The following is a 24,978-nucleotide window of genomic DNA, read 5'->3' as shown; positions in this document are numbered from 1 at the left end:
CATGACGACCGGTCGCCGAGGAGCACGGCGCAGCGAGACCGCGCGCGTCGCGATCCTCGCGGCGACCGTGCGCCTGTTCGCGACCCGCGGCTACGACCACCTCAGCATCGAGGGCATCGCCGCCGAAGCCGGCGTGGCGAAGCAGACGATCTACCGCTGGTGGCCGTCGAAAGGGCCACTGATCGCGGAGTGCATGCTGGAGGGGATGCTGCTGCCCGGCCGTTTCGTGCCGCGCGACACCGGCGACGTGCGGGCGGACCTGGCCGCGTGGCTCGACGCGATCTTCGGCTTCCTCATCGATCCGACCGGGGAGAGCATCTTCCGCTCCCTCATCTCCGCGGCGGCTGAGAACGTCGAGGTCGGTGTGCGGCTGCGCGACAGTCTCGGCGCCGCGTCATCGCTGGTGGAACGGCTGGGGCGCGGCGTGGAGGCCGGGCAGATTCCGCCCGACGCTCCCCTGCAGGAGGTCAGCGAGGCTTTGGTCGGGGCCGTCATCGTCCGCGCACTCAGCCGCACGCCGCTCGCGCCGGGCGACCCGGAGCGTCTCGTCGATGCGGTGATCGGCGTCCACCGCTGAGGTCCCGTCTCGCTGGACCTCGTCACTTGACCCGATTGGCCCCCAAAACGTCGCGGGAAGGGGCCGATTGGGTCAAGTGAGGGGGTGAGCGCGGGGGCGCTCCGACAAGCGCAAGCTAGGGCTCCAGGATCCGCTCGAGCAGCTCCAGACTGCGGGCGATGTCGACCTCGGGCTCGAGGAGCCACTGGATCTGCAGGCCGTCGGATGCCGCGATCACCAGTGCCGCCATCGCCTCGGGATCCACGCCGCGACGGAAGGTGCCGGCATGCTGCCCGTCGCGGATCAGCTGCGCGAGCCGCTCGCGGATCCGCGCGAATCGCGTGCCGAAATACTCCCGGGACGCCTGCCGATCCGCGTCGAGGGACCCGGCCAGCATGCTCGTGTAGAGCGAGACGAACCCTGGGATGCCGACGTTGCGCTCGGCGGCCCGCACCATCGTGCCGACGACCTCCTGCTTGTCGCGCGAGCTGCCGTGGCGCACCTCGCTTTCGCGGAGGACCTCGAGCAGGAGCTCTTCCCGGGAGCCGAAGTAGTGCAGCAGGGCGGCGTGGGAGACACCGATCTTCTCGGCGATCGCCCTGAGCGACGTCCCCTCCGCGCCTTTGTCGGCGAAGACTTCGATCGCCCGGTCGAGGATCTCCTGCCGGCGGGCCACCCCCTTCGCGTACGAGCGCGGTCTGCTCGGCGCGGCGGCTTCGTCGGTCATGCTCGGAGGCTAGCAAAGAAAAACCTCCGCGTGGTGGTTTTTCCTGCTAACGTTTCTGCGACAGCAAGGACGCGACTCGCAGAAGGCAGGACACGCATGACCACCCCGGCAATCTCCATCCAGCTCTGGACCGTGAGAGACCAGCTCGAAGCCGATCTCGACGGCACGCTCGAGAAGCTCGCCGCCATCGGCTTCACCAACGTCGAGGCCTTCGGCTTCGTCTCCCGCGCCGACGAGCTCGCGGCCGCGTTCGCCCGCCACGGCATCTCCTCGCCGACCGGCCACGCGTCGCTCGCATCGGGCACGGAGAACCCCTTCGACTCCTCCATCAAGGTCCCCACCGCAGACGAGGTCTTCGCCGCGGCCAAGACGCTCGGCATGACCACGGTCATCGACCCGTTCGTCGCCCCGGACCGCTGGCAGAGCATCGAGGAGATCCAGAAGACCGCCGATGCCCTGAACGCCGCCGCGGCCACCGCCGCCGAGCACGGCATCACGGTCGGATACCACAACCACAACCAGGAGTTCCTGGCCGAGATCGACGACCGCTTCGCCCTCGAGGTGTTCGCAGACCTGCTCGATGAGCGCGTCGTGCTCGAGCTCGACGTCTACTGGGCATCCGCGGGCGGCGCCGACATCGTCGAGCTCCTCCAGCGTCTGGGTGACCGCGTCGTCGCCCTGCACATCAAGGACGGCACGCTCGAGCCGATCCCCTCGATCGGACAGGTTCCGACCGACCAGGTCCCCGCAGGCGAGGGCGTCGTCGCGCTGTCCGAGGCACTGGACGCCGCCGCGAACCTCCAGTACGCGATCATCGAGTTCGACGCCTACTCCGGAGATGTCTGGCAGGGCGTCACGACCGGCTACGAGTTCCTCACCGCGCGGGGTCTCAGCTGATGGCGGAGTACGCACCCGTCGGATCGGGCCCGGTCGGCGTCGGCCTCATCGGGGCCGGGAACATCAGCGACACCTACCTGGAGAATCTGAACAGCTTCCCGGACATCGAGGTGCTGATCGTCGGCGACCTGCTGACCGACCGCGCCGAGGAGCAGGCCGACAAGCACGGCATCCCGGCATCCGGCTCGGCCGCGGATGTGCTCGCGCACCCCGGTGTCGAGATCGTGATCAACATCACCACTCCCGCCTCGCACGTCGAGATCTCCTCCGCGGCGATCGCCGCGGGCAAGCATGTCTGGAGCGAGAAGCCGATCGGCATCACGCGGGAGAGCGCGAAGGCACTGCTCGAACAGGCGGATGCTGCGGGCCTGCGGGTCGGCATCGCCCCCGACACCGTGCTCGGCCCGGGCGTGCAGACCGCAAAACGCGCGATCGAGCGCGGCGACATCGGCGTTCCGCTGTTCGCGCAGACCGGTATGCAGTACCAGGGACCCGAGGTGTTCCACCCGAACCCCGGATTCCTGTTCGCAGAAGGTGCCGGACCGCTCTTCGACATGGGCCCGTACTACTTCACGACCCTCGTGAGCATCCTCGGTCCGGTCGCGGCCGTCGCGGCGCTGGGCCTGAAGGCCAGCGAAGAGCGTGAGATCCTCGTGGGTGATCTGGCCGGGACGATGTTCCCGGTCGAGGTCCCCTCGACGATCAACGTGCTCGCGGCATTCGAGGGCGGCGCGCAGTCGCAGTCGCTGCTGAGCTTCGACTCGCCGCTGCTGCGTCAGGGCGTCGTGGAGATCTCGGGCACCGAGGGCACCATCGTGCTCCCCGACCCGAACACGTTCAGCGGGCGCACGGCGATCATCCACCCGTTCGGCAACCGCGGCGCCGACCCGGGAACCGGCGGTGACCGCGAACAGGAATGGGTCGAGGTCGTCGAAGAGGGCGTCGTCACCGGACGCGGACTCGGAGCGCTCGACATGGCGCGCGCGATCCGCACCGGGCGCGCGCACCGCGCGACCGGCGAGCTCGGGTATCACGTGCTGGACACCATGATGTCGGCGTCCGAGTCGGCCGCATCCGGGCAGTTCGTCACGGTCGAGAGCACGGTCGATCCGATCGCCGCCATGCCGGTGGACTTCGACCCGTTCGAGCGGACGCTGTAGCGGCATCCGCTCGCTCGGTCCGATGATGAGGCGCCCCGGGAGATCCCGGGGCGCCTCACCGTTCGCGTGGCCCCTACTCGCCGGCAGGGATCACGAACGTGCTGAATGAATCGGCGGGCAGCGTCGGCGTGAGCACCTGGTCGCCGATCAGCACGCGCACCGGCATGTCCTCACTGAGATCGTTCTGCATGACCAGCACGATGCTGTCGTCCTCGTTGAGGAACGCCAGCTGATTCGCGAAGCCGGAATACGAGAGGCACTCGAGCGCCCGCGCACCCGGCGTGACGAAGGCGCTGACGTGCTTGAACACCTGGTACTCGTACGACCAGCGATAGGTCGCGTCGTCGGGGTCGACCACGACGAGCGAGTTCTGCGTCCAGCCCCACCGGCTGCGGCCACCTTCCAGGAGCGAGATGTTCCAGTACATGTAGGCGTTCGCGCCGTTGGTGAGGAACTGCTTCATCAGGGACCACGCGTGGCGGGCGTGGCGCCAGTCGTTGAGCCCGTCACCGCACTCCTGCTCGGTCTGATAGATCCGCAGCTCCGGGTGCAGGCGGTGCAGGGCCGCGACCGCGCGCTTGCCCTCCCACTGCACGCCGAGCCCCGAGACGTGATCGGCGACGGAGGCGTCTGACAGGACGTCACCGAGCAGCCGATCATCGGGCCGCTCCAGCGTGCCGAGGAAGATGTCAACGTCGCGCGCCTGCATCTGCGGCCCGAGGTGACGCAGCAGCTGCGCGAAGCCGTCGGGCGTCCACGTGCAGCTGGGGAACACCTGTGCCGAGTTGAACTCGTTCTGCGGCATGACCATGCCGATCGGGATGCCGAGCGCACGGTATTCGTCGATGAACCGCCCGAAGTATCGGGCGTACGCCTCGAGGTGCGGCTCGTCGAGGCGGAACATGTCGGTCCCCTCCTGCCCGACCTGGTCCGTGCGGAGTCCGTTCTCGACATTGTTCATGAACGGGTTCGGCAGCGCGCCGGCGTAGTGACCATTGCGCTTCATCCAGCTCGGCGGACTCCAGGGCGACGCCCACAGCGCGAGATCGGGCTGCTGCGCCTGGGCGGCGCGGATGAACGGCACCAACGTCTCGAGATCGTTGTCGATGCTGAAGTGATCCAACGCGAAGTCGTCGTCGACTTCGTCGTACGAGTACCAGTCGCGCGAGAAATCGTTCGCGCCCAACGGCATCCGGCAGAGGGAGAGGCCGGCACCCACGCCGGGGGCGAACAGCTCGCGGAAGATCTCATCGCGCTGGTTCTGATCCAGCACGCCGAGGGAGGTCCATCCGAGCTCGTTGAAGCTGGCGCCGAACCCCTCGATGACCTGCTGCGGAGCGTCGGTGCGCACGAACACATCGGGCATGTCGGTGATCGGTCCGAACTCCGGTGCCTCGGCGTCCTGCCACGCGGATCGCTGCGTGGTGATGATCCAGCGGATTCCGGATGCTGCGGCGTCGTTGCTCATCGCACCAGCTTAGGTCCAAATGCGAGCGATCGCTAGGTTTTCATCATGCCGGCGGAACGGACCACCGGTGACCGATGGTCCGCGCCGCTGACACTCGATGCGCTCACGCGCTGTAGGGAACCTCGATGTCCAGGACCCAGACGATCCCGAAGCGGTCGCGCAGCATCCCATACATCGGCGACCACGCCGACGCACCCAGATCCTGCAGGATCTCCGCGCCGTCGCTCAGACCGTTCCAGAACGACGTGATCTCAGCCTCGTCGGTACAGCGGACCGAGACGAACACCGAGTTCACGCCCTGGTCGTACGGAAGGTGCGCCGGCACGTCATACGCCATGACGCGGATGCCGGATTCCGACGCGACCTGACCCCACATGATCTCGTTCGCCGACGCGGCGGCAGGGTCTGCACCGGCATCCTGATAGGTCACGACGGCGATGTGTCCGCCGAGCGCCTGCTGATAGAACTCGAGCGCGGCGCGGGCGTCGCCGCGGAAGTTGAGGTGGGGGGTGACGTTGACGGTCATGATCTCTCCTTGTTCTCGGCGGGCCGTTCGCCCTGCCGGTGAGATCAGCATTCCGCCAGTAGCGGCCTGTTTCTGTCCGCTACTTGGGGAAGACTGTTCGCATGGCCGGACCCACCTCACGGATGCTCGCCTGATGTCGCTGCTGCAGGCGCGACGGGACTGGCCGGGCGCCCTCTTGGCCGATCGTCTGGAGATCAGCGCCCGTACGGTCCGCCGCGACGTCGATCGGCTCCGCGAACTCGGGTACCGCATCCGCGCGTTCAAGGGTCCCGACGGCGGCTACCGTCTGGACGCGGGTTCTGAACTGCCGCCCCTGCTGTTCGACGACGGTCAGGCGGTGGCGTTGGCCGTCGCCCTGCAGTCCGCGAGCGTCGGCGGCGGTTTCGAGGAGGACGCCCTTCGTGCGCTGACGACGGTGCGACAGGTGATGCCGGAGCGGCTGCGGCATCGGATCGATGTGCTCCGCATCACAGCGGTGGAGGCCGAGCGCGGCGGAGCGGAGTCGCCGGTCGATGCGCGTGTGCTCCTCACGCTCGCCGCCGCTGTCCGCGACCAGGAGGTCCTCCGCTTCGACTACGGATCGCCGACAGCTTCAGGTGCCGCCGATGACGCACCGGGTCCGGCACGGCGGGCCGAGCCGCACGGTCTGGTCTCGCACGCTGGACGCTGGTACCTCGTCGCGTGGGATCTCGATCGAGACGACTGGTCGACGTTCCGGGTGGATCGGGTGCGCCCACGATCGCACACCGGCGGCACGTTCACGCGGCGGAAGATTCCCGGTGGAGACCTGGCGGCGTTCGTCTCGGCACGCTTCAAGGGATCGAGGGGTGGCGAGGGCTGGCCGTGCGAGGGCAGTGTCGTGCTGCGGGTCGCCGCGAGCGAGGTGATCCCGTACGTGAGAGAGGGCGATGTCGAGCCGATCGGCGCTGATCGATGCCGCGTGCGGCTGGGGTCGTGGTCGTGGACGTCGCTGGCGGCGTCGTTCGGACGATTCGACGCGGCAGTCGACGACGCCCAGCCGGCGGCGCTGCGGCACGCGTTCGCCGCGCTCGCGCGGAGATTCGAGGCAGCCTCGGCGTAGCGCGCAGCGACGCATCGGCCGCCTCATCCGCATGGGCCTCCGCTTCAGCGCAGCACTATGCGCGGTGCGTGAGGCGTTCGCTGAGGCGGGTGGGCGAGGCGGTGACGGGCCGCCAGATCTGTCTCCGATCCCACCAGGCGGGACCGCGGACTTCGGGGACGCCGTGGTTCATGCGCACCGCCCAGCCGCATCGAAGACGACCTTCTGCACGGCCCCAGCGCACGCGACATGCCGGGCCACGCTCAGGGAGACCGGCTCGTCGCATCCACCGATATGCGCGGAGCCGCGGCCGCTGGCGAGATCTTCTTCCCGCACGGAGACCACCAGTGTCGGCGCCGCCCCACCCAGCGTCGGCAGCGACCGGGCAGCGGCCGCCAGGATCATCGCCAACGCGTCATGCTGCTTCTGCGCTCGCGTGCGCCGGTCCGCCTCCCCCGGCAACGGCTCGTCCGTCTCGACATCGGTCGTCGTGAACACCGGCACGCCCACGGCGGGGACCGCTTCGACCTTCGGGTTCAGCACGCTGTCGAACCCGAGCCGCAACTGCACGGCGACTTCGGGGAGTACGTGTCCGCGCACGGCGTGCAGCCCATCCACGCACGGCCCGACCGTGATGCCTCGTTTGCGCAGCGCGCGCGTCTCGCGGGGCTCGGCCCCGTCCTGGTCCAGGAACATCGCCCATACGCACGCCATCTGCCGCAACTCATCCGCGCACGGCGGCGGGGCGGCATCCGCACCCTCGCCGCGCGAGCACGCGGCCAGCTCCTCATCCGCAGCCAGGACACCGACCATCCCGCCGGGACACCCCGCGAGCGCGACGGCCACCGCCACGACACCATCGACCCCGACCGCCCCGGCCCCGAGAGCGTCCCGCATCCGCGGCAGCTCGGCCGGCAGCACCTCTCCGCTGGACGGCGCGACCGGGCGGCGTGTCACCCGCGCAGCGCGGATCAGGTCCGACGCGGACACCTTCGAGCCGCGGGTGGTGCGCTGCACCAGCTCGTTGACCGACCGGCATCCGAACGCGGTGGTCAGCTTCTCGGCGACCCCGACGTCGGAGCGGTCCATCACGTGCGCGGTCGCATCCACCAGCACCGCCTCCGCAGACCGCAGCAGGCGACCGGCAGCCGCCAACGTCGCGACCACCTCGCGGTCGGTCAATTCCCGGCACGTGTCCGAGTCGAACGCCTGCACAGTTGGAACGCACGACGTTCAAACCCCACTCCGCGACCTTGCTGGGGAGGAGTCGAGGACGCGCGCGCAAATTCACCCACCCGCGCAACCCCCGATGTCCGGCGGGTCGGATGCGCCACGATGGAGGCGTGCCGGACAGTCACGCCAGCGAGCGCATCCAACCCTCCGAGGACATCACCCTCGCCGCCATCCAGCCCTCCGACGCCGGCGAGTTGCTCACGGTGCAGCGCGCCGCGTTCGCGTCGGAGTCGATCATCTACGACGATCCGGCGATGCCGCCGATGGTGCAGACGCTCGACGAGCTCGAGGCGGAGCTGCAGACCGCGAAGGGCTGGGTCGCGCGCGCGAACGGGAGGCTCGTCGGCGCGATCCGGGTGCGGGAGGACGACGGACTGCTCCTGATCGGCAGGATCGCGATCGCCCCCGACATGCAGGGCTCGGGCATCGGCCGCGCGCTGCTGGAGGCCGCAGAGGAGGCGACCGACGCGAGCGTGGCCGAACTGTTCACCGGCAGTCTCAGCGAGGCGAACATCCGGCTCTACGAGAGCTGCGGCTACCGCGAGTCCCAGCGCATCGACGGCGACGTCTACATGCGCAAGCAGCTCAGCTGATCCCTCAGCGCCCGTCCATCAGCGGACGCAGCAGGCGGGCGAGGGTGGCGACCTCATCCGCGCTCAGCACCCCCAGCGCCAATCGCTCGCGATCGACGAGTTCGAGCATCGCGGCATCCGCCCGCTCAGCACCTGCGGCGGTCAGCCGGATGATCACGCTCCGCCCGTCGCGCGGGTTCGGCTCGCGATCGATCAGTCCACGCTCCGAGAGGTTCCCCAGTCGATTCGTCATGGCGGCGCTGCCGATCATGGTCTGATCGATCAGCTGCGCGGGACTCAGCTCGTGCGGCGGATCGGTGCGCCGCAAGGCGGCGAGGACGTCGAACTCCCAGGCCGCCAGCCCCGCCGTCGCGAAGGCGCCGGCGCGCAGCTTGGACAGCCGGATCGATACCCGGCGCAGCCTCGACATCACATCGAGCGGCGTCAGATCGGCCGTCGGCAGACGCCGTGACCACGCGTCGATCAGCAGATCGACTTCGTCATCCGGCACATCGGGCATAGGTCGAACGTAGTCGGCTGCGTCAGGACCGGGGCTGTTCAGGCGCTGCCGAACAGCTGAGCCTGCTCGCGGACGAAGCCGGCATACCCGCCGGGCGTGCGCCCGTCCACCCGGCCGGACGTCTGCACTTCTGCGACTCCGCTGGCGTGGACCGTCGCTCCGAGCATGCGGCACCGCTCGACGAGCAGCGCGTCCTCATGTTCGGCGATCGGGTCGAATTCCCCTGCCGCGCGGTACACACTGGCGCGGATGCCGAGATTCGCACCGTGCGTGTTGCCCGTCGGCTGACCTGCCGGGTGCGTGGCCAACCACTGCCGGCGGTGTCCCGGGCTGAGGTCGGCGAAGTCGGGCCGGACCGTTCCCAGGAACGCGTCGGCGCCGTGTTCGGCGGCGGCCACCTGCGCGATGATCCACTGCGGCGGGACTTCGGAGTCGGCATCAGTGTTCGCGATCCAGATCTGCGGTTCGGCGACATCCGCAAGCTCCCGCAGACCGTCCTCGATGCCGGCCGCTCTGGCCACCCCGACGGCCCGTGCGCGCACGGTCAGCACCGGGAACGGGAAGCGCGCCGCGACCAGCGCCGACTCGTCGGTGCAGTCATCGAGGACGATGCGGACGACACAGCGGATGCCGCGACCCGCCGTCCGCGCGATCGCGACCTGCAGCGCCGTGAGGCAGGCACCCAGCAGTGCGTCCTCGTCGTGCACCGGCACCACGACGAGCACCGCCGCGATCGCCGACGCGCTCACGCCAGTCCCTCGCGCTCGGCGACCGAGCGCGCCGGGCGCGCGCTGAAGACCTCGAGCACGAAATCCTTCTCCTCGTGGCGCACGGTCGCCTCCCACGCGGGGTGAGCGCGCAACGCCTCATGCACCTCGTCGCCGGTCAGCGGATACTCGCGGACCGGATGCCGCCAATGGCATGCGACGAGCGACCCGCCGCCGGCGAGGGCGGCGGAGATCAACCCGATCATCTCCGCCAGGTCGATGCTCGAGAGGTAGTAGGCGACCTCCGACAGCACGATCGTGTCGTACATCCCGCCGGGCCAGTCCTTCGGAACCTGCGCCTGCACGAGCGACACCCGCGGATCATCGCCGACCCGACGCCGCGCGGCCTCCAGCGCGGTCGCGGCGGGGTCGATGCTCACCACGGTGTCGGCGCGCTCCAGGAGCCGCTCGGTGATCATGCCGGTCGCACAGCCGATCTCGAGCACCGCGCCGATCCGGGCCGTCGGCAGACAGGCCATCAGCACGTCGCGCTTGCGCTGCTCGTACCAGCGCGTCTCGAAGCCCCACGGATCGTCGTTGCGACCGTAGAACTCCTCGAACCAGTCGCCGGGCATCGACTCCGCAGCTCCGCGCGGACCGTCGACCGCATCGTCGCGGACGGGTCTCTCGTCGATGAACACCTCGATGTCCCGCTCGAAATGCGCGCGCATCGCGGGCCCCACGATCGCCTCATCGCCTGCGGCCTCCGACAGCGGAGCCAGCTGCGACTCGTGCAGATCGATCGCCCTCGTCTTCGCGGCGCGCTCGGCATCGGTGAGCCGAAGCCCGCGCATCCGGTCCCACGGCAGATCCTCCGGCGATCCCCAGTGCCACGCCCAGATCGGATACCCGCGGTGCGCGAGTCCTCGGTCCGCGCACACTCGCCCGACGACCTCGGCGGCGATGCGATGGTCGCGATGGCCATCGCCCGACCACGGCGCCACGACCAGCGCAGCACCGCGCCGGGCATCGCCGCCGATGCGGCGGGAATCGAGGATGCCGGCGATCGCCGTCTCGAGCTGATCGACGTTCTCGCGCAGCATGCCGTCCGCCAGGCTCAGGAAGTAGACGGCGGCATCAGGCGCCATCACGCGGATCGCCTCGGTCACCTCGAGGCGGCGACGCGCCGCCAGCCGGCTTCGGGAGTGGGTGGGCGAATCGGGATGCGACCCCTCGCCGTCGGTCGCGATGATCACCGCGACACGTCCGCCGCCCGCGTGCACCCGCTGGACGAGCCCCGAGGCGCCGAGCGTCTCGTCATCGGGGTGCGCGGCGACGACCACGAGGTCGGCGATGGCGCCGTCGAAGTCTGGGAGGCCCAGCATCCGCTCCTCCGAGCGCCACACCTCCTCCGCCGTCCCCGCATCGAGGTGGCTGAACGCGGCGCTCACGAGGCGGCCGCCCGTGCGCGTCCGATGCGGGCGACGTCGCGCAGGCCGTGGTGCTGGCGCAGATACAGGTGCAGGTCCGAAACCCGCCGGGCATGCTCGCGGTCCATCACCAGCGGCGCGGGCCCGAGTGCGGCATCCGCCTCGGCGAGCGTGAGGGTCGCGGCATCCGCGACGACCGTGCGCACCCGCTCCGCGAGCAGTCGCTCGTCGAGCCCCGCGTGCGGCGCATCGATCAGATCGGCGGCTTCGGCCAGCGCTGCGCGGGCGGCCCACAGCGCGGCATCGACACGGCCGAGATGGACCAATGCGATCTGGTCGGCCCGCTCGGACGCCGCGGGAGCCACCAGCGCGTGCGAGACTCCGGCGGCGGCGCCCCACCAGCACGCCGCGACCGACATGCCTCCGCGCGCGAACCCGGGGCGGGTCAGGTACCACCCGATGCCGCCGACGGGCACCGCGGGGACGCGGGTGAAGTCCACGGGACTGCTCACGACGTGCGACAGCCCCCGGGCATGCCACTCGTCGCGATGCGGCTTCACGCCCGCGGCGCGCAGGTCGACGGCGAACAGCCGGCGGTGCTCGTCGTCGACGAATGCGGTGACGAGCGCGTGCGACAAGTCGGCGGCCAGCGAGCACCACGGTTTGGTGCCGTCCAGCATCCAGCGACCGTTCTCGTGCGCGGCCGACAGACGGACCCCGGACGCCTCGGCCGCGAAGACGCCCCACGTCGAATCGACACCGGCATCGACCTGCGCCACGTTCCAAGGGTCGCGGTGGTGGACGAGGTCGGTACCGGCCTCCCGGAGGATCGTCAGCGCGTCCAGATGGGGTTCGAGCATCCGCGCCGCCGAGACGTTCAGCGCGGCGACCGCCGCCAGCAGCTCCCATAACCGTCGCGTGTCGCCTGAGCCGACCGCCGGCGCGACGCGGCCGACGTCGACGCACCAGTCCAGCGTCGCCCCGACGTGCGTCCCGAGCAGCGGGATGCGACGGGCGCTGTCGAGAACGCCGAGGACAGCGGCGTCCTGCCCCGCTCCCGGCGTCAGGACGACGCCGGGATCCGGCGCGACGGTGTTCACCTCAGCCGCGCGCGGCAGGGGTGCGGTTCTCGGCACTGACCATCCAGGCGAACTGCTCGAGCTTCTCGATGACGGCGTGCAGGATGTCGGCGCTGGTCGGGTCCTCTTCGTCGACCTCGTCGTGGACATCGCGCATCGTGCCGACGACCGACTCCAGGCGGGCGGTGATGAGGTCGACCGTCTCGGCGGTGTCGATCTCACCCTGCGGGTACTCGGCAAGGGTGGTGGTCTCGGCCACCGTATCGCTGCGCCCGTCGGGCACGGCGTGAAGGGCGCGCATTCGCTCGGCCACGGTGTCGCTGAACTCGCGCGCCGCCTCGATGATCTCGTCGAGGATGCGGTGGGTGTCGCGGAAGTTGCGGCCGACGACGTTCCAGTGCGCTTGCTTTCCCTGCATCGCCAGCTCGAGCAGGTCGACCAGGACGGCCTGCATATGCGCGTCGAGCTTCGGCGAGGCGACGAAGCCCTTCTCGGCGTTCTGCCTGCGAGTCGGCTTCACGCCGACTCCGCCCTTGGCGGTGCGCGCTGACGTGGACGTCTTCGCCGCTGCCTTCTTCGGCGGTGCGGACTTCTGGGTGGTGGCCATCATCTTCTCCTTCTCCAGTTCGGGGTCTTCGTGTGGGACGGGGTCAGGCGCCGAGCGCGCGCAGCTTCTCCAGGAGCGGTCCGGCCGCCTCGGCGAGGAAGCGATCCTGTCCCTCGTCGCCGACCTGCACGATCGCGACGTCGGTGAAGCCCGCGTCGAGGTACTCCTTCACCCCGTCGACGATCTTGTCCAGATCGGGGCCGCACGGGATGGAGTCGGCGACGTCCTCCGGTCGCACGAACTGGCTGGCTCCGGCGAAGCCGGCGGGCGTGGGCAGATCGGCGTTGACGGCCCAACCGCCGCCGAACCAGCGGAACTGGTCGTGCGCCCGCTCGATCGCCGTCTTCTCGTCGGGATCCCAGCAGACCGGCATCTGGCCGATCTTGCGCGAGGGACCATCATGCTCGGCATCCCACTTCCGGATCATGTCGCCGCCGGGAGCCACCGCGATGAGGTGATCCCCGAGCGGGGCGAACCGCTCGATCGAGTCGTCGCCCGACACGGCGAGCGCGATCGGCACGCCATCTTCGGGAAGGTCCCAGATGCGTGCCGAGTCGACTCGGAAGTAGTCGCCCTCCCACGTGATCAGCTCGCCGGTGTGCAGCTCGCGGATGATGTGGACGGCCTCTTCCAGCATCGACTGCCGCACATCGACGGAGGGCCATCCCTCGCCGACCACGTGCTCGTTGAGGTTCTCTCCGGAGCCGAGCCCGAGGGTGAAGCGTCCTTCTGCGAGGATCTGCAGCGTCGCCGCCTTCTGTGCCACGACGGCGGGGTGGTACCTCATGGTCGGGCACGTGACGTACGTCATCAGCTCGACCTTCGAGGTGGCCTGGGCGACAGCGCCCAGCAGCGTCCACGCGTAGGGGGCGTGACCCTGGGTGGTCAGCCACGGCGAATAGTGGTCGCTGGAAACCTCGAAGTCGAAGCCGACCTCCTCTGCTGCGACGGCGTAGCGCACGAGCTCGCGCGCCCCGCTCTGCTCGGTCATCAGGGTGTAGCCGAATCGTGCGCTCATGTGTTCAGTGTCCGGCCGGCGCACCTGCGGACTGAGGGGATTGACCCCGCACCCCCGATCTGCAAGCGAGCGCGAAATGAGCGGATGCCGCGGATCACATCGCCGCGGAATGTCAAGCCCTCATCACACCGCCCACCTCGGAGAGATGATCTTCGCGGGCCCCCGCCGACCCGCTGATCGAAGGAGATGAGTGCGCGGTGATCCAGCACAGGAACGACCTCGACCCGGACGAACGCGAGTGGCCCTCCCGGGCAGCATCACGTCCCGAACGCGATCCATCCTCGGAGGACGAGAAGGTCGCCGTCGCCGAGCAGGGGCGGCAGCGTCGCTCCACGGGCAGTACGAAGCCGATCCCGATTCCGAGTTTTCCGCCGCCGCGCCGCTAGTTCCGGACACCCGGCGACGGGATGACGACCATCAGGCATCAGTCGCCTCACCAGCACGCCCGCGCAGCCGGTCTTTGACCTGGCGCTCCACGATCACCGGCACGTGACTCTTGACCGGATAGTCCTGGAAGGCGTCCTGCGCCTCTCTGATCACCGCCACCACGAGCGAAGGCGCCACATCGGGGAACTGCTTCTCCAGCCGCTCGATGAGCGCGGCGGTCTCCTTGTCCTCAGCAGGAGCACTCATGTGATTCGTCCCTCCGGTTCCGCCGATCATGCAGGGCATTCGGGCACCGGGGTCCAGGGCGACTTCGTGTTCACGCTACGCCTCCTACGGAGTGACGACAACGGGGACGATGGCCGCGCGCAACGGCTTCGCGCACGCGGCGGTCATCGACCGCTCAGCTTTCACGCACGACCAGGAGGAGGCACTGGCCGTTTCGGATCGGATCGCGGTGATGAGCGCAGGGCGCATCGAGCAGATCGGCACACCGGAAGACCTCTACCTTCGTCCGGCGACGCCCGACGTCGCAGCCTTCGTCGGTCTGTCCAGCCTGGTGCCGGGCGTCGTCTCGGGCGGCCAGGTCACCGTGCGTGGTGCGCACCGACGACGGCTTCCTCGTCCGGCTCCAGCATCCCGCCTCCGAACCGGTCGAATTCGGCGACGTCGTGCGGATCGCCATCACGCCGGCACCGGTCGACCGCTTCTCCGGCCCTTGTTTGAAAGCCGTTCGCCTGCGCCCTGTACTCTTAGCGGCCTCACCGCTCGCCTCGCCCGGGCGCGGTGCTCTGAGAAGCGAAGAGGTTCCTCCCATGGCGAAAACCACGAAAGCAGAGAAGTCGGCAACCGCAGCGCTCAGCGCAGCAGGCGCCGCCGCGAAGGACGCGAAAGCCCTCAGCAAGAGCCTCCCGAAGAAGGATGCCAAGAAGCTGCGCTCGCTCGCCGATGACGCGAAGGACGCAGCGAAGACCTCGAAGAAGAAGGTCGCAGAAAAGCCGCGCAAGGTGGAGAAGAAGGCCGTCGCGGCGGTGGGGCGGCTCGAGAAGGCCATCGGCAAGATCGAGAAGAAGCTCGCGGCCGAGCGGAAAGCCGCCGCGCCGAAGAAGGATGCCGGCAAGGCCGGATCGAAGGATGCCGCGAAGAAGAGCGCCTCTCAGACTCCGCCCGCGAGCACGGTCGTCAAGCCGGTCCTCAAGCCCGCCCCGACTCCGATCAAGCCGTCCTCCTCGACCGCGCCCGTTCCCGACCCGTCGGCACCGGTCGCCAAGGCAGCCCCCGCAAAGCCTGCTGCTGCGCGTCCCGTCTCCCCCGTCGGGTCCGCGGGCCTGACCGCGCTGACCGTCGTGCAGCTGCGCGACCGCGCGCGCAGCGAGGGTCGCGCCGGGTACTCGCGCCTCTCGAAGGACCAGCTGATCGCGCTGCTCTCATCCTGACCTCGCCGACGCAGACAGTGCAGGAGTATCTGGATCGCCGTTCGGCCGCGACGCCCCCGCGGACGCTGATCGACATCCTCCGCGAGACCGCGGCGCGCTTTCCCGAGGCATCCGCCATCGAAGATGCCGACGGTGCCCTCAGCTACGGCGAACTGCTCGCCCAGGTGTGGCGCACCGCGGCGCGCCTGCACGAGCAGGGTGTGCGACGCGGCGACCGGGTCGGCGTGCGCATGCCGTCCGGAGATCGCCAGCTCTACCTGTCGATCCTGGGCGTGCTCGCGGCCGGTGCCGTGTACGTTCCGGTGGACGCCGATGATCCGCAGGAGCGCGCCGACCTCGTCTTCGGCGAAGCCGGGGTCCGGGGCGTCATCACCGGACGCGGTGCGTACGAGCCGTCCGAGCGGGATGCCGCAGTCCCCGCGGCGGACACCGAACGCGGCGAGGCGGCCGCGGCGAGCGCTCCACCGGCGCTGCTGCGCGCCGGTCTCTTCGACGGCGCCGACCCGCACCCGAGCTCGCGCTCGATCGCGATCGTGCCGCCGCCGAGCGTCGATGACGATGCGTGGATCATCTTCACCTCCGGCTCGACCGGCGTTCCCAAGGGCGTCGCGGTCTCGCACCGCTCGGCGGCAGCGTTCGTCGACGCGGAGGCACGACTGTTCCTGCAGGACGCACCGCTCGCCCCCGGCGACCGTGTGCTGGCGGGTCTGTCGGTCGCCTTCGACGCGTCGTGCGAGGAGATGTGGCTGGCCTGGCGCCACGGCGCCTGCCTCGTCCCCGCGCCGCGCTCCCTCGTCCGCTCCGGCGAAGACCTCGGTCCGTGGCTGGTCGGCCACGGCATCACCGTCGTCTCGACCGTCCCCACGCTGGCTGCCCTCTGGCCGCAGGATGCGATCGAGAACGTCCGTCTGCTGATCTTCGGCGGGGAGGCGTGCCCGCCGGAACTCGTCGCACGGCTCGTCGGCGAAGGCCGTGAACTGTGGAACACCTACGGACCCACCGAGGCCACGGTCGTCGCCTGCGCCGCGATCATGGACGGCCGGGGACCGGTGCGCATCGGATTGCCGCTGGACGGCTGGGCTTTGGCCGTCGTCGACGGCGACGGTCTCCCCGTCGCCGACGGCGAGGTCGGCGAGCTGATCATCGGCGGAGTGGGCCTCGCCCGCTACCTGGATCCTGCCAAGGACGCCGAGAAGTACGCCCCGATGCCGACGCTCGGCTGGGATCGCGCCTACCGCTCCGGCGACCTGGTGCGCGCCGACCACGAGGGACTGCTCTTCCAGGGCCGAGCCGACGACCAGGTCAAGGTCGGCGGACGCCGCATCGAGCTCGGCGAGGTGGAGGCCGCCCTCCAGGCACTGAGCGCCGTCTCGGCGGCGACCGTCGTCGTGCAGAAGTCCGAAGGCGGGGTTCCGCTGCTGGTCGGCTACGTCGTGCCCACCGAGGGATTCGACCGCCAGACCGCCCGCGTGGAGCTCTCCGAAACCCTGCCCGCCCCGCTCATCCCGCTGCTGGCGGTGATGGATGAGCTGCCGGTGCGCACCTCCGGCAAGGTCGACAAGGCGGCACTGCCGTGGCCGCTGACCGACCTCGATGCCGCGGACTCGCCGCTCACCGGTACCGCGGCGTGGCTGGGTGAACAGTGGCTCTCGGTGCTCGGCATCCGCCCGGTCGACGAGGACGCCGACTTCTTCCAGCTCGGCGGCGGATCCCTCGCCGCCGCGCAGCTGGTCTCGCGCATCCGCACGCGGGCGCCCGATTTCACGATGGCCGACGTGTACGACCTGCCCCGGCTGCGCCGGATGGCCGATGCCGTCGAGGCCGAGGCATCCGACTCCGACGGTGTCCCGGCCACCTTCAGCACCCCCCGGCCGACTCCCCGGCTGATGCAGTGGGTGCAGAGCATCGCCGGCGTCGCCCTGTTCATCCTGACCGGCCTGCGCTGGACGATGTGGCTGCTGACCGCCGGCTGGATCCTGCAGCTGTTCCCCGGATTCGACTTCCTCCCGGATGCGCCGTGGTGGGTCATCCTCGGCGGGCTGATCCTGTTCGTGAGCCCGTTCGGACGCATGGCGGTCTCGGCCGGGTTCAGCCGCTTGCTGCTGGCCGGAGTGCACGCCGGCGACCATCCGCGCGGCGGCTCCGTGCACCTGCGCCTCTGGCTCGCCGAACAGATCGCGCATCAGATCGATCCGGTCGGTCTGGCCGGGGCTCCGTGGGTCAGCTACTACGCCCGCGCGCTGGGGGCGAAGATCGGCCCGAACGTCGATCTGCACGCACTGCCCCCCGTGACGGGCATGCTGGTCATCGCCGAGGGCGCGGCCATCGAACCCGAGGTCGACCTCTCCGGCTACTGGATCGACGGTGACACGGTGCGCATCGGCGGCATCCGCATCGGCGCGGGCGCGTCGATCGGTGCCCGCAGCACACTCGCCCCAGGGACCAAGATCGGCCGCAACGCCGAGATCGCACCCGGATCAGCCGTCTTCGGCCGCGTTCGGGCAGGGCAGCGCTGGGCGGGCTCCCCAGCCGCCCGCGTCGGCGGGACCTCCTCGCCGCTCGCCCCGGAACGCCCGCCCGCGCCCAAGCGCTGGCTGTGGGCGTACGGAGCCTCGTCGGTGGTGCTTGGCCTGCTTCCTTTCCTGGCATTCGCCGTCGGCGGGATCGTGATCGCGCGGGCGATCGCCGGATCGGCCTCGATCGCCGACGCCGTCCCGGCGGCAGCGCTGTGGCTCATCCCGGCGACCCTGGCGACCGGCCTGACCTTCGCCGGGGCGGTCGTCGTGCTGGTGCGCCTGTTCTCGATCGGGCTCGTCGAAGGCGTGCACCCGGTGCGCAGCCGCGTCGCGTGGCGGGCCTGGACGATCGAGCGGCTGCTGGATTCGGCGCGCACGTTCCTGTTCCCGATCTACTCGAGCCTGTTCACGCCCGTGTGGCTGCGGATGCTCGGAGCGAAGATCGGCCACGACGTCGAAGCATCCACCGTCCTCCTCCTGCCGTCCCTGACGACGATCGACGACGGTGCGTTCCTCGCCGATGACACCATGGTGGCCACCTACGAGCTCAAAGGCGGGTGGATGCGCCTCGCCGAGGCGCGGATCGGCAAGCGCGCGTTCCTGGGCAACTCGGGGATGGCGGCCGCCGGCCACCGCGTGCCCCGCGACGGGCTCGTCGCCGTGCTGTCGGTCGCGCCCGAGAGGTCCAAGCCCGGCTCGTCGTGGCTGGGCTCGCCCGCCGTGCGCCTGCGCCGCGTGGTGAACGACGCGGATCTGGAGCGGACGTACAAACCGCGCCCGTCGCTTCGAGTGGCCCGCACGCTGTGGGAGATCTGCCGCATCGTCCCCGTCTTCGTGACGTGCGCGCTGGGCCTGAGCGTGATCTTCGCCCTTTCCGCACTGATCGAGGGGTGGGGGCTGCTGGCGGCCGTCGCGCTCTCCGGCGTGGTCGTCATGCTCGCCGGCGCGGTCGCGGCAGCGATCACCACCGCGGCGAAATGGGTGATCGTCGGTCCCATCCGCCCCGGCGAGCACACGCTGTGGTCGAGCTTCGTGTGGCGCACCGAGGTGTCCGACACGTTCACCGAGATGCTCGCCGCACCCTGGTTCGCCAACGCCGCCGCGGGCACGCCCGCCCTGGCGATGTGGCTGCGCTCCCTCGGGGCGAAGATCGGCCGTGGCGTCTGGACCGACAGCTACTGGCTGCCCGAACCCGACCTCGTGATCCTCGGCGACGGCGCGACGGTCAACCGCGGATGTGTGGTTCAGACGCATCTGTTCCATGATCGAGTGATGAGCATCGACACGGTGACCCTCGAGGCGGGGGCGACGCTCGGTCCGCACAGCGTGATCCTCCCGGCGGCGACCATCGGCGCGGACGCGACCGTCGGCCCGGCGTCGCTGGTCATGCGCGGCGAGACCGTTCCCGTCGGCAGCAGGTGGAGCGGCAATCCGATCGGACCGTGGCGAGCGGTGAAGGTGCGCTCGTACCAGTCGGCCGACGTATGAACGGTGACACCTACACACCTCACAGCGGTGACCCGCACATCAGCGTCGACTCGTACGATCTGAGCCTCGAATACAAGGTCTCCACGAATCGCCTGAGCGGCGTCGCGGTGCTCCGCGGCGCTGCGCTGGCGACGACGCGAACGATCTCGCTCGACCTCGTCGGCGTTCGCGCGACGCGCGTGCGGGTGGCCGGGGACAAGAACGCCGGCTTCCGGCAGACCGATCGCAAGCTGTGGATCACGATGACGGATGCCGTGCCCGCGGGCGCCCCGTTCGAGATCACCGTCACCTACGCCGGCGCTCCCCGGCCCCGGCGTTCGCGGTGGGGCACGATCGGCTGGGAAGAGCTCGCCGACGGCGTGCTCGTGGCCGCCCAGCCCACCGGCGCCCCCACCTGGTTCCCCTGCAACGACGTGCCGGGCGACAAGGCGACCTACCGGATCTCCTTCACCACCGACCCCGGCTACACCGTCGTGGCCGGTCGCCGCATCGGCCGCAGCACGACCCGAGGCGGCAAGACGACCTGGCTGTTCGAACGCGATGCGCCCACCCCGACGTATCTGGCGACCGTCCAGATCGGCCGGTACACGACCGAGCCGATCGACCTCGGCCCGACCTCCGGTGAACTGCACTACCCGCGCGCTCTGGCCGACCGCGTGCACTCCGATTTCGCCGATCTCCCGCGGATGATGGCCGTCTACGCCGAGTCGTTCGGTCCCTACCCGCTTCCGGATTACACGGTGGTCGTGGCGGCGGACGCACTGGAGATCCCCCTCGAAGCGCAGGGCATGGGCATCTTCGGCGCGAACCACATCGACGGCGCGCACGGGCTGGAGCGCCTCATCGCCCACGAGCTGGCGCACCAGTGGTTCGGCAACAGCGTCGGCCTCGCGCGTTGGCGCGACATCTGGCTCAACGAGGGATTCGCGTGCTATGCCGAGTGGATCTGGTCGGAGCGCTCCGGCGGCCCGAGTGCCCACGAGAAGGCGCTCGCACACCTCGCACGCCTGGTCGCTCTCCCGCAGGATCTGCTGCTGAGCGACCCCGGGCCGCAGCTGATGTTCGATGACCGGGTGTACAAACGGGGCGCGCTGACCCTGCACGCGGTGCGGCTGACGGTCGGCGACGAGGCGTTCTTCGCGATCCTGCACGAGTGGACTCGGCGCTACCGTGCCTCGACGGCGGTCGGCAGCGACTTCGTCGCCCTCGCGGAGGAGATCAGCGGAATCGCGCTCGGGCCGCTGTTCAGCGCGTGGCTGGACGAGCTGCCCCTGCCGATGCTGCCGGGGACCCGGCTGCGCAGGACGCCCGCACGGCGACGCTGAGGACGAAGCCCTCCGGCCCCGGCGCGGCCGCGGCGGTCACCGGGTCGGCATCGTCCGGTCGGGACACCGCGAATCCCTCCCCGAGGATCGTGGTCGCCGCGCGGTCGAGCCGAACGGTCGAAGGATCGACGTTGAGCCCCCGCCGGTCGGCCTTCAGCGCCGCCTCCACCAGCGTCCAGCCGCGCAGATCGGGCACCGGGTGCGGCGCGAACAGCGGTCCGAGCTCGTCGACCCGGTGCGCGGATCCGTGGGCTTCGATGTCGATCCCGACGGCCGCGGCATTCACCACCCGCACTGCCGCCACTGCCACCATCTCCCCCGCATAGCTCACGCTCACCGCGACCGGCAGCCCCCGCACCTGCGGGGGGCCGTGATCGTCCGCGCCGCAGCGCGGGCAGTCCCGGAAGATCTCGACATCGACGGCACCTGTCAGCTCGCGCACGAGCTCGCCGAGCAGTGCGCGTCCGGCGTCGAAGCGCTTTGCGACGGATGCTGCGCGCCAGGCGATCAGCACGGGTCCGAGGCGAGCACGACCGGCTGACATGGACTCAGCCTAGGAGCGATCCGTGCGCGATCGGCGCGTCGGGAGCGTAGCCTGGAAGCCCGCCTCGCCGCCCCAGGAGCTCCACATGCCGCATGACCTCGCCGATGACGCGAACACGATCCAGGAGATCGTCGACCGGCTGTGTGCCAAGTTCCCTCAGCATTCCGTCGACACGGTCCGCGCCGTCGTCACCGAGTCCTACGACGAGCTCAACGAGGCGCACGTGCGGGACTTCGTCGCCGTGCTCGTCGAGAAGCAGGCCAAGAAGCGCCTGAAGCACCTCGAGCCGTAGGCGGTCCTGACGAGGCGCTACTCGTCGAGGTCCGACTCGAGCTGCTCCTCGGTGATCCGCTCGCCCGGCACCGGCGGCTGGAAGAGCCCGTTCGCGGGGAACTCGGGCGCGACCTCGTCGTCGTCGTCGGCACCCGGGAGGATGTCGGGCTCATCATCGACATCCAGTTCGAACTCCGCGAACTCCTCGGCGGGCGACTCGTTCGTCGGCTTCTCGATGGGCAGGAACGGTTCAGAGGTCGACATGCGCCGAGGATGCCACGCGCGGGTTACATCGCGGTGAACGCTCCGCGAGGGGCTACGCAGGGGCGCCGGCGTGGACGCCGCCCTCGACCGCGACGATGCGGTGGTCCTCGTTGTGGGTCAGCTCGGTGCCCAGAAAGTGCGGGTCGGTCGGCAGCCGCAGGTCGAAGCGCGCGTACGCCGAGAGCTGCAGCGCCGCCTGGTCGACCTGGACGTCGAGCACGTGACCGCCGACGCTGCGGTCGTCAGCCAGGAAATGGATGTGCAGCCCGGCGACGGTGATCCCCTGATAGATCGCGGGCGCCCAGAACCCCACGAGCGTGCCGCGTACGCCGGTGAGCGTCGTCTCGATCTGCCCTGCGGTCACCTCCGCGAGCGGGCGGAACGGATGCTGCTGCCGCGGCGTCACCCGGACCCGCACCGATCCCAGCACGCCGTCGATGCGGACCGCGTGGAACAGGTTGCGGCTGACCAGACGCTGCTCGAGGAGGTCGGTGAGCTCGCCGAGTCCGAGTCCGGCGATCGGTTCGGACGCCCCGGCGGGGAACGTGCACACGTCGACGAACGGCAGGATCTCGGCATCCGTCATCCGTGCCGGAGGATCATCGACCGTGCACTCGAAGACGTCGCCGTCGAGGATCACGACTTCGCCGCCCAGGCTGTCGCAGCATCCGACGCCGAAGTCGCCGAGCGTCCGCACGGTCGCGACCGACATGCCCGAGTCGTAGGCACCCGCCAGCAGCGCATCGAGAACGGCGAACTGGATCACGGCGGAATCCGCGAGCTGGGGTGTCGTCACGCTGCCGAGGCTATCGCGGCACGGTGCAACGCGATGACACACAAGGGGCGCGGATGGAGTGCGGTTCTAGGATCGGCGACATGAGTTCCACGATCACCGCCGTCTCGGGCAGCCTGCGATACCCGTCGACCACGACGGCGCTGCTGCGGACGATCCTCGACGGCCTCGAGCACGCCGGCGGGGCGGGCGCGGACGTGCAGATCATCGAGCTCAGTTCCCTCGCGGTCGATCTCGCGCGGTCGATCACCGGTGGCGAGACGTCGCCGGCCCTGGCCGCGGCGCTCGAGCGGGTGAAGTCGACGGACCTGCTGATCGTCGGCACCCCGATCTACCGGGGCTCGTACACGGGGCTGTTCAAGCAGTTCTTCGACCTCGTGGGTCAGAAGGACTTGGCCGGCACGGCCGTGCTGCTCACCGCCGGGGGCGGCAGCGACCTGCACTCGCTCGCCATCGATCACGCCCTGCGCCCGCTGTTCGCCTTCTTCGAGGCATCCGCTCTTCCGCTCGCGGTGTACTCGCGCAGTTCCGACTTCACCGAGGGCGAGGTGACCGGCGACGCGCTGCGCGCGCAGATCGACCGAGCCGTCGCCGCGGCCGCGGCACTGCTTCGGACATAGCCCGGGCGCTACGGTCGGATTGCGCGAACCCGACGCGCGGAACGGGAGCACGCGATGGAGCACTTCGAGACGATCGTGATCGGCGCGGGGGTCGCGGGCCTGACCGCCGCCCGCCTGCTTGCACACGAAGGACGACGCGTCGTCGTGCTCGAAGCCCGTGATCGCGTCGGCGGGCGCATCCTCACCGACCGCAGCGACGGCCTGGTGACCGACCTCGGAGCTTCGTGGATCCACGGCATCACCGACAGCCCGGTCGCCGCGGCCGCCGAGGAATTCGGTATGCGCACCGTCGAGTTCAGCGTCGGCGGGTATCAGCCGGACAGTCGGCCGATCGCCTACTACGGTCCGGACGGAGACAAGCTGTCGGATGCTGCGGCACGGCGCTTCATCGACGACATCCGCACCGTCGACGCGAGCCTCCTCGAGGTGGTCGCCCTATCCGCGCCGGATGCCTCGTACCGCGACGTGACCGACGCCGCCCTGGCGCTGCAGGGCTGGGACGCCGACCGCGAGCAGCGGGTCCGCGAGTATCTCGAGCACCGGTCGGAGGAGCAGTACGGCGCCTGGATCGACGACCTCGCCGCGCACGGGCTGGACGACGACTCGATCGACGGCGACGAAGTCGTCTTCCCGGAGGGCTACGACCGTCTGCCGGCGGGGCTGGCGGACGGGCTGGACGTGCGGCTCGAGCAGATCGTCTCACGGGTGTCGTGGTCGACGGGCGGGGTGATCGTGACGACCGACAGCGGTGCTTTCGCCGGGGACGACGCGATCGTGACGATTCCGGTGGGCGTCCTGCACTCGGACGATTTCACCGTCGATCCCGCGCTTCCGGAACCCGTGGCAGGCGCCCTCGGACGTCTGCGCATGAACGCCTTCGAGAAGATCTTTCTGCGCTTCCCCTCGAGATTCTGGGACGAAGGGGTCTACGCCATCCGCCAGCAGGGGCCGGAGAGCCGTCGGTGGCACTCGTGGTACGACCTGACCGCCCTGCACGGGACGCCGACGCTGCTGACGTTCGCCGCCGGTCCGGCCGCGCGGGAGATCCGCTCGTGGCCGGAGACCGAGGTGGTCGCGTCGGTGCTCGACCAGCTGCGCCGCCTGTACGGCGAGCGCCTCGAGCAGCCCACGAACGTGCACATCACGGACTGGCAGGGCGACCGCTTCGCCGGCGGGTCGTACGCCTACATGACTGTGGGATCGACGACCGCCGACCACGACGATCTCGCGACGCCGATCGGCGGCGTGCTGCACCTCGCCGGCGAGGCGACGTGGACGGATGACCCGGCCACGGTGACCGCCGCGCTGTGTTCGGGGCATCGCGCCGCGGAGAACGTGCTGGGACGGAAGGTGCCGATCAGCGCCGCATGGCGGCGCTGATCGGCACTCCGACGGTCAGGACCGGCGCGCCGTGCCGTTGCGTCGCGCGACGAAGACGTAGATCGCCAGCACGATGATGGCTCCGATGATCGAGCCGATGATGCCCGATGCCTGGAAGAAGCCGCCGTTCGGGTCGCTGCCGAAAATGAGGAACCCGAGGAAGCCGCCGACGAACGAGCCGACGATGCCGAGCACGATGGTGAGCAGAATGCCCATGCTCTGCTTGCCGGGAATGACTGCGCGCGCGATGAGTCCCGCGATCAGCCCGATGACGATGAGTCCGAGAATTGTCCAGAGCATGGTGCGTTCCTTCGTTCGTGAGCGTCAGATGACACTCGATGTCCGCCCGTCGATGCTGTGCCGACGGGCTCATAGGTGAACTCCACCACCCCTGA

General features: G+C 70.0%; 26 protein-coding genes and 1 pseudogene. 12 read left to right on the top strand and 15 right to left on the bottom strand.

From position 1 onward, the window contains the following. Nucleotide 1 precedes the first annotated feature (1 nt). Complete coding sequence (locus tag BLT19_RS05140) at nt 2–577, top strand: TetR/AcrR family transcriptional regulator (RefSeq protein ID WP_091487282.1); 576 nt, start codon at nt 2–4, stop codon at nt 575–577. A gap of 115 nt (nt 578–692) precedes the next feature. Here BLT19_RS05140 and BLT19_RS05135 read toward each other — a convergent pair whose 3' ends face one another. Then, nucleotides 693–1,283, bottom strand: coding sequence for a TetR/AcrR family transcriptional regulator (locus tag BLT19_RS05135; protein ID WP_091487279.1), 591 nt, complete (start codon nt 1,281–1,283; stop codon nt 693–695). 96 nt (nt 1,284–1,379) lie between these two features. On the opposite strand from BLT19_RS05135, the gene BLT19_RS05130 reads away from it, so the two are divergent. Together BLT19_RS05130 and BLT19_RS05125 are read left to right on the top strand one after the other, a co-directional pair. Beyond that, on the top strand, nt 1,380–2,180 hold the full coding sequence (locus BLT19_RS05130; RefSeq protein WP_091487277.1) for a sugar phosphate isomerase/epimerase family protein: 801 nt from the start codon (nt 1,380–1,382) through the stop codon (nt 2,178–2,180). Further along, the gene (locus BLT19_RS05125; RefSeq protein WP_091487274.1) at nt 2,180–3,340 is read left to right on the top strand and encodes a Gfo/Idh/MocA family protein; all 1,161 of its coding nucleotides are present in this window, start codon (nt 2,180–2,182) and stop codon (nt 3,338–3,340) included. Before BLT19_RS05130 ends, BLT19_RS05125 begins: the two co-directional genes overlap by 1 nt. Before the next feature lie 73 nt (nt 3,341–3,413). Here the strand turns inward: BLT19_RS05125 and BLT19_RS05120 are convergent, their stop codons facing one another. Continuing rightward, nucleotides 3,414–4,808: a glycoside hydrolase family 30 protein gene (locus tag BLT19_RS05120; RefSeq protein ID WP_091487273.1), complete on the bottom strand. Its 1,395-nt coding sequence runs from the start codon at nt 4,806–4,808 to the stop codon at nt 3,414–3,416. A gap of 103 nt (nt 4,809–4,911) precedes the next feature. Beyond that, nucleotides 4,912–5,334: a VOC family protein gene (locus BLT19_RS05115; RefSeq protein WP_091487271.1), complete on the bottom strand. Its 423-nt coding sequence runs from the start codon at nt 5,332–5,334 to the stop codon at nt 4,912–4,914. 133 nt (nt 5,335–5,467) lie between these two features. Here BLT19_RS05115 and BLT19_RS05110 point away from each other — a divergent pair, with 133 nt between their 5' ends. Continuing rightward, nucleotides 5,468–6,415 (top strand): helix-turn-helix transcriptional regulator, encoded by a 948-nt coding sequence (locus tag BLT19_RS05110; protein ID WP_091487268.1) that lies wholly within the window; start codon nt 5,468–5,470, stop codon nt 6,413–6,415. A gap of 168 nt (nt 6,416–6,583) precedes the next feature. On the opposite strand, the gene BLT19_RS05105 is transcribed toward BLT19_RS05110, so the two are convergent. Further along, nucleotides 6,584–7,576, bottom strand: a complete 993-nt coding sequence (locus tag BLT19_RS05105; RefSeq protein ID WP_157681760.1) for a DUF222 domain-containing protein — start codon at nt 7,574–7,576, stop codon at nt 6,584–6,586. A 161-nt stretch (nt 7,577–7,737) separates the two neighbouring features. Here BLT19_RS05105 and BLT19_RS05100 point away from each other — a divergent pair, with 161 nt between their 5' ends. Further along, nucleotides 7,738–8,220 (top strand): GNAT family N-acetyltransferase, encoded by a 483-nt coding sequence (locus BLT19_RS05100; protein ID WP_231917802.1) that lies wholly within the window; start codon nt 7,738–7,740, stop codon nt 8,218–8,220. A 4-nt stretch (nt 8,221–8,224) separates the two neighbouring features. Here the strand turns inward: BLT19_RS05100 and BLT19_RS05095 are convergent, their stop codons facing one another. The 7 genes from BLT19_RS05095 to BLT19_RS05060 form a co-directional block, all read right to left on the bottom strand. Further along, nucleotides 8,225–8,719, bottom strand: a complete 495-nt coding sequence (locus tag BLT19_RS05095; RefSeq protein WP_091487260.1) for a MarR family winged helix-turn-helix transcriptional regulator — start codon at nt 8,717–8,719, stop codon at nt 8,225–8,227. 38 nt (nt 8,720–8,757) lie between these two features. Beyond that, a complete protein-coding gene (locus tag BLT19_RS05090) occupies nt 8,758–9,468 on the bottom strand; it encodes a glycosyltransferase (protein ID WP_091487257.1) in 711 nt (236 codons plus the stop codon). After that, nucleotides 9,465–10,877, bottom strand: coding sequence for a bifunctional PIG-L family deacetylase/class I SAM-dependent methyltransferase (locus tag BLT19_RS05085; RefSeq protein ID WP_231917801.1), 1,413 nt, complete (start codon nt 10,875–10,877; stop codon nt 9,465–9,467). Before BLT19_RS05085 ends, BLT19_RS05090 begins: the two co-directional genes overlap by 4 nt. Further along, the gene (locus tag BLT19_RS05080) at nt 10,874–11,992 is read right to left on the bottom strand and encodes an acyl-CoA dehydrogenase family protein (protein ID WP_231917800.1); all 1,119 of its coding nucleotides are present in this window, start codon (nt 11,990–11,992) and stop codon (nt 10,874–10,876) included. Before BLT19_RS05080 ends, BLT19_RS05085 begins: the two co-directional genes overlap by 4 nt. After that, nucleotides 11,958–12,542 carry a Dps family protein gene (locus BLT19_RS05075; RefSeq protein ID WP_091487255.1) on the bottom strand — a complete coding sequence of 195 codons (585 nt, stop codon included), beginning with the start codon at nt 12,540–12,542 and terminating at the stop codon, nt 11,958–11,960. Before BLT19_RS05075 ends, BLT19_RS05080 begins: the two co-directional genes overlap by 35 nt. Nucleotides 12,543–12,585: 43 nt before the next feature. After that, nucleotides 12,586–13,560 carry an LLM class F420-dependent oxidoreductase gene (locus BLT19_RS05070; protein WP_091487252.1) on the bottom strand — a complete coding sequence of 325 codons (975 nt, stop codon included), beginning with the start codon at nt 13,558–13,560 and terminating at the stop codon, nt 12,586–12,588. Between the two features lie 417 nt (nt 13,561–13,977). Further along, complete coding sequence (locus BLT19_RS05060; protein ID WP_157681759.1) at nt 13,978–14,193, bottom strand: three-helix bundle dimerization domain-containing protein; 216 nt, start codon at nt 14,191–14,193, stop codon at nt 13,978–13,980. Nucleotides 14,194–14,356: 163 nt separating this feature from the next. On the opposite strand from BLT19_RS05060, the pseudogene BLT19_RS05055 reads away from it, so the two are divergent. From BLT19_RS05055 to BLT19_RS05045, 4 genes and pseudogenes are all read left to right on the top strand, one after another. Continuing rightward, a pseudogene (locus BLT19_RS05055) lies at nt 14,357–14,545 on the top strand (spermidine/putrescine ABC transporter ATP-binding protein); the annotation flags it as partial. Continuing rightward, nucleotides 14,544–15,380: a hypothetical protein gene (locus BLT19_RS18230; RefSeq protein ID WP_407939840.1), complete on the top strand. Its 837-nt coding sequence runs from the start codon at nt 14,544–14,546 to the stop codon at nt 15,378–15,380. The pseudogene BLT19_RS05055 and the gene BLT19_RS18230, both read left to right, overlap by 2 nt. Nucleotides 15,381–15,397: 17 nt before the next feature. Continuing rightward, nucleotides 15,398–19,384, top strand: coding sequence for a Pls/PosA family non-ribosomal peptide synthetase (locus BLT19_RS05050; protein WP_091487244.1), 3,987 nt, complete (start codon nt 15,398–15,400; stop codon nt 19,382–19,384). Beyond that, entirely contained in the window at nt 19,381–20,709 is a 1,329-nt protein-coding gene (locus BLT19_RS05045; RefSeq protein WP_091487242.1) for a M1 family metallopeptidase, read from the top strand. Before BLT19_RS05050 ends, BLT19_RS05045 begins: the two co-directional genes overlap by 4 nt. On the opposite strand, the gene BLT19_RS05040 is transcribed toward BLT19_RS05045, so the two are convergent. Then, nucleotides 20,630–21,253, bottom strand: coding sequence for a 4'-phosphopantetheinyl transferase family protein (locus BLT19_RS05040; protein WP_091487240.1), 624 nt, complete (start codon nt 21,251–21,253; stop codon nt 20,630–20,632). The two genes, BLT19_RS05045 and BLT19_RS05040, sit on opposite strands and share 80 nt — an antisense overlap. 85 nt (nt 21,254–21,338) lie before the next feature. On the opposite strand from BLT19_RS05040, the gene BLT19_RS05035 reads away from it, so the two are divergent. Continuing rightward, nucleotides 21,339–21,545, top strand: coding sequence for a three-helix bundle dimerization domain-containing protein (locus tag BLT19_RS05035; protein WP_091487237.1), 207 nt, complete (start codon nt 21,339–21,341; stop codon nt 21,543–21,545). Between the two features lie 17 nt (nt 21,546–21,562). On the opposite strand, the gene BLT19_RS05030 is transcribed toward BLT19_RS05035, so the two are convergent. Together BLT19_RS05030 and budA are read right to left on the bottom strand one after the other, a co-directional pair. After that, nucleotides 21,563–21,790: a hypothetical protein gene (locus BLT19_RS05030; RefSeq protein ID WP_091487235.1), complete on the bottom strand. Its 228-nt coding sequence runs from the start codon at nt 21,788–21,790 to the stop codon at nt 21,563–21,565. Between the two features lie 52 nt (nt 21,791–21,842). Beyond that, complete coding sequence (gene budA, locus BLT19_RS05025; protein WP_091487233.1) at nt 21,843–22,586, bottom strand: acetolactate decarboxylase; 744 nt, start codon at nt 22,584–22,586, stop codon at nt 21,843–21,845. 80 nt (nt 22,587–22,666) lie between these two features. Between budA and BLT19_RS05020 the strand changes: the two genes are divergently transcribed. Together BLT19_RS05020 and BLT19_RS05015 are read left to right on the top strand one after the other, a co-directional pair. Then, the gene (locus BLT19_RS05020; RefSeq protein WP_157681758.1) at nt 22,667–23,203 is read left to right on the top strand and encodes an NAD(P)H-dependent oxidoreductase; all 537 of its coding nucleotides are present in this window, start codon (nt 22,667–22,669) and stop codon (nt 23,201–23,203) included. A gap of 54 nt (nt 23,204–23,257) precedes the next feature. Next, a complete protein-coding gene (locus BLT19_RS05015) occupies nt 23,258–24,583 on the top strand; it encodes a flavin monoamine oxidase family protein (RefSeq protein WP_091487229.1) in 1,326 nt (441 codons plus the stop codon). A gap of 15 nt (nt 24,584–24,598) precedes the next feature. On the opposite strand, the gene BLT19_RS05010 is transcribed toward BLT19_RS05015, so the two are convergent. After that, nucleotides 24,599–24,883: a GlsB/YeaQ/YmgE family stress response membrane protein gene (locus tag BLT19_RS05010; RefSeq protein ID WP_091487226.1), complete on the bottom strand. Its 285-nt coding sequence runs from the start codon at nt 24,881–24,883 to the stop codon at nt 24,599–24,601. Nucleotides 24,884–24,978 lie beyond the last annotated feature (95 nt).

The organism is Microbacterium pygmaeum (genome assembly GCF_900100885.1).
GTDB lineage: Bacteria > Actinomycetota > Actinomycetes > Actinomycetales > Microbacteriaceae > Microbacterium > Microbacterium pygmaeum.
This window is presented reverse-complemented; position numbering and strand designations above follow the sequence as displayed.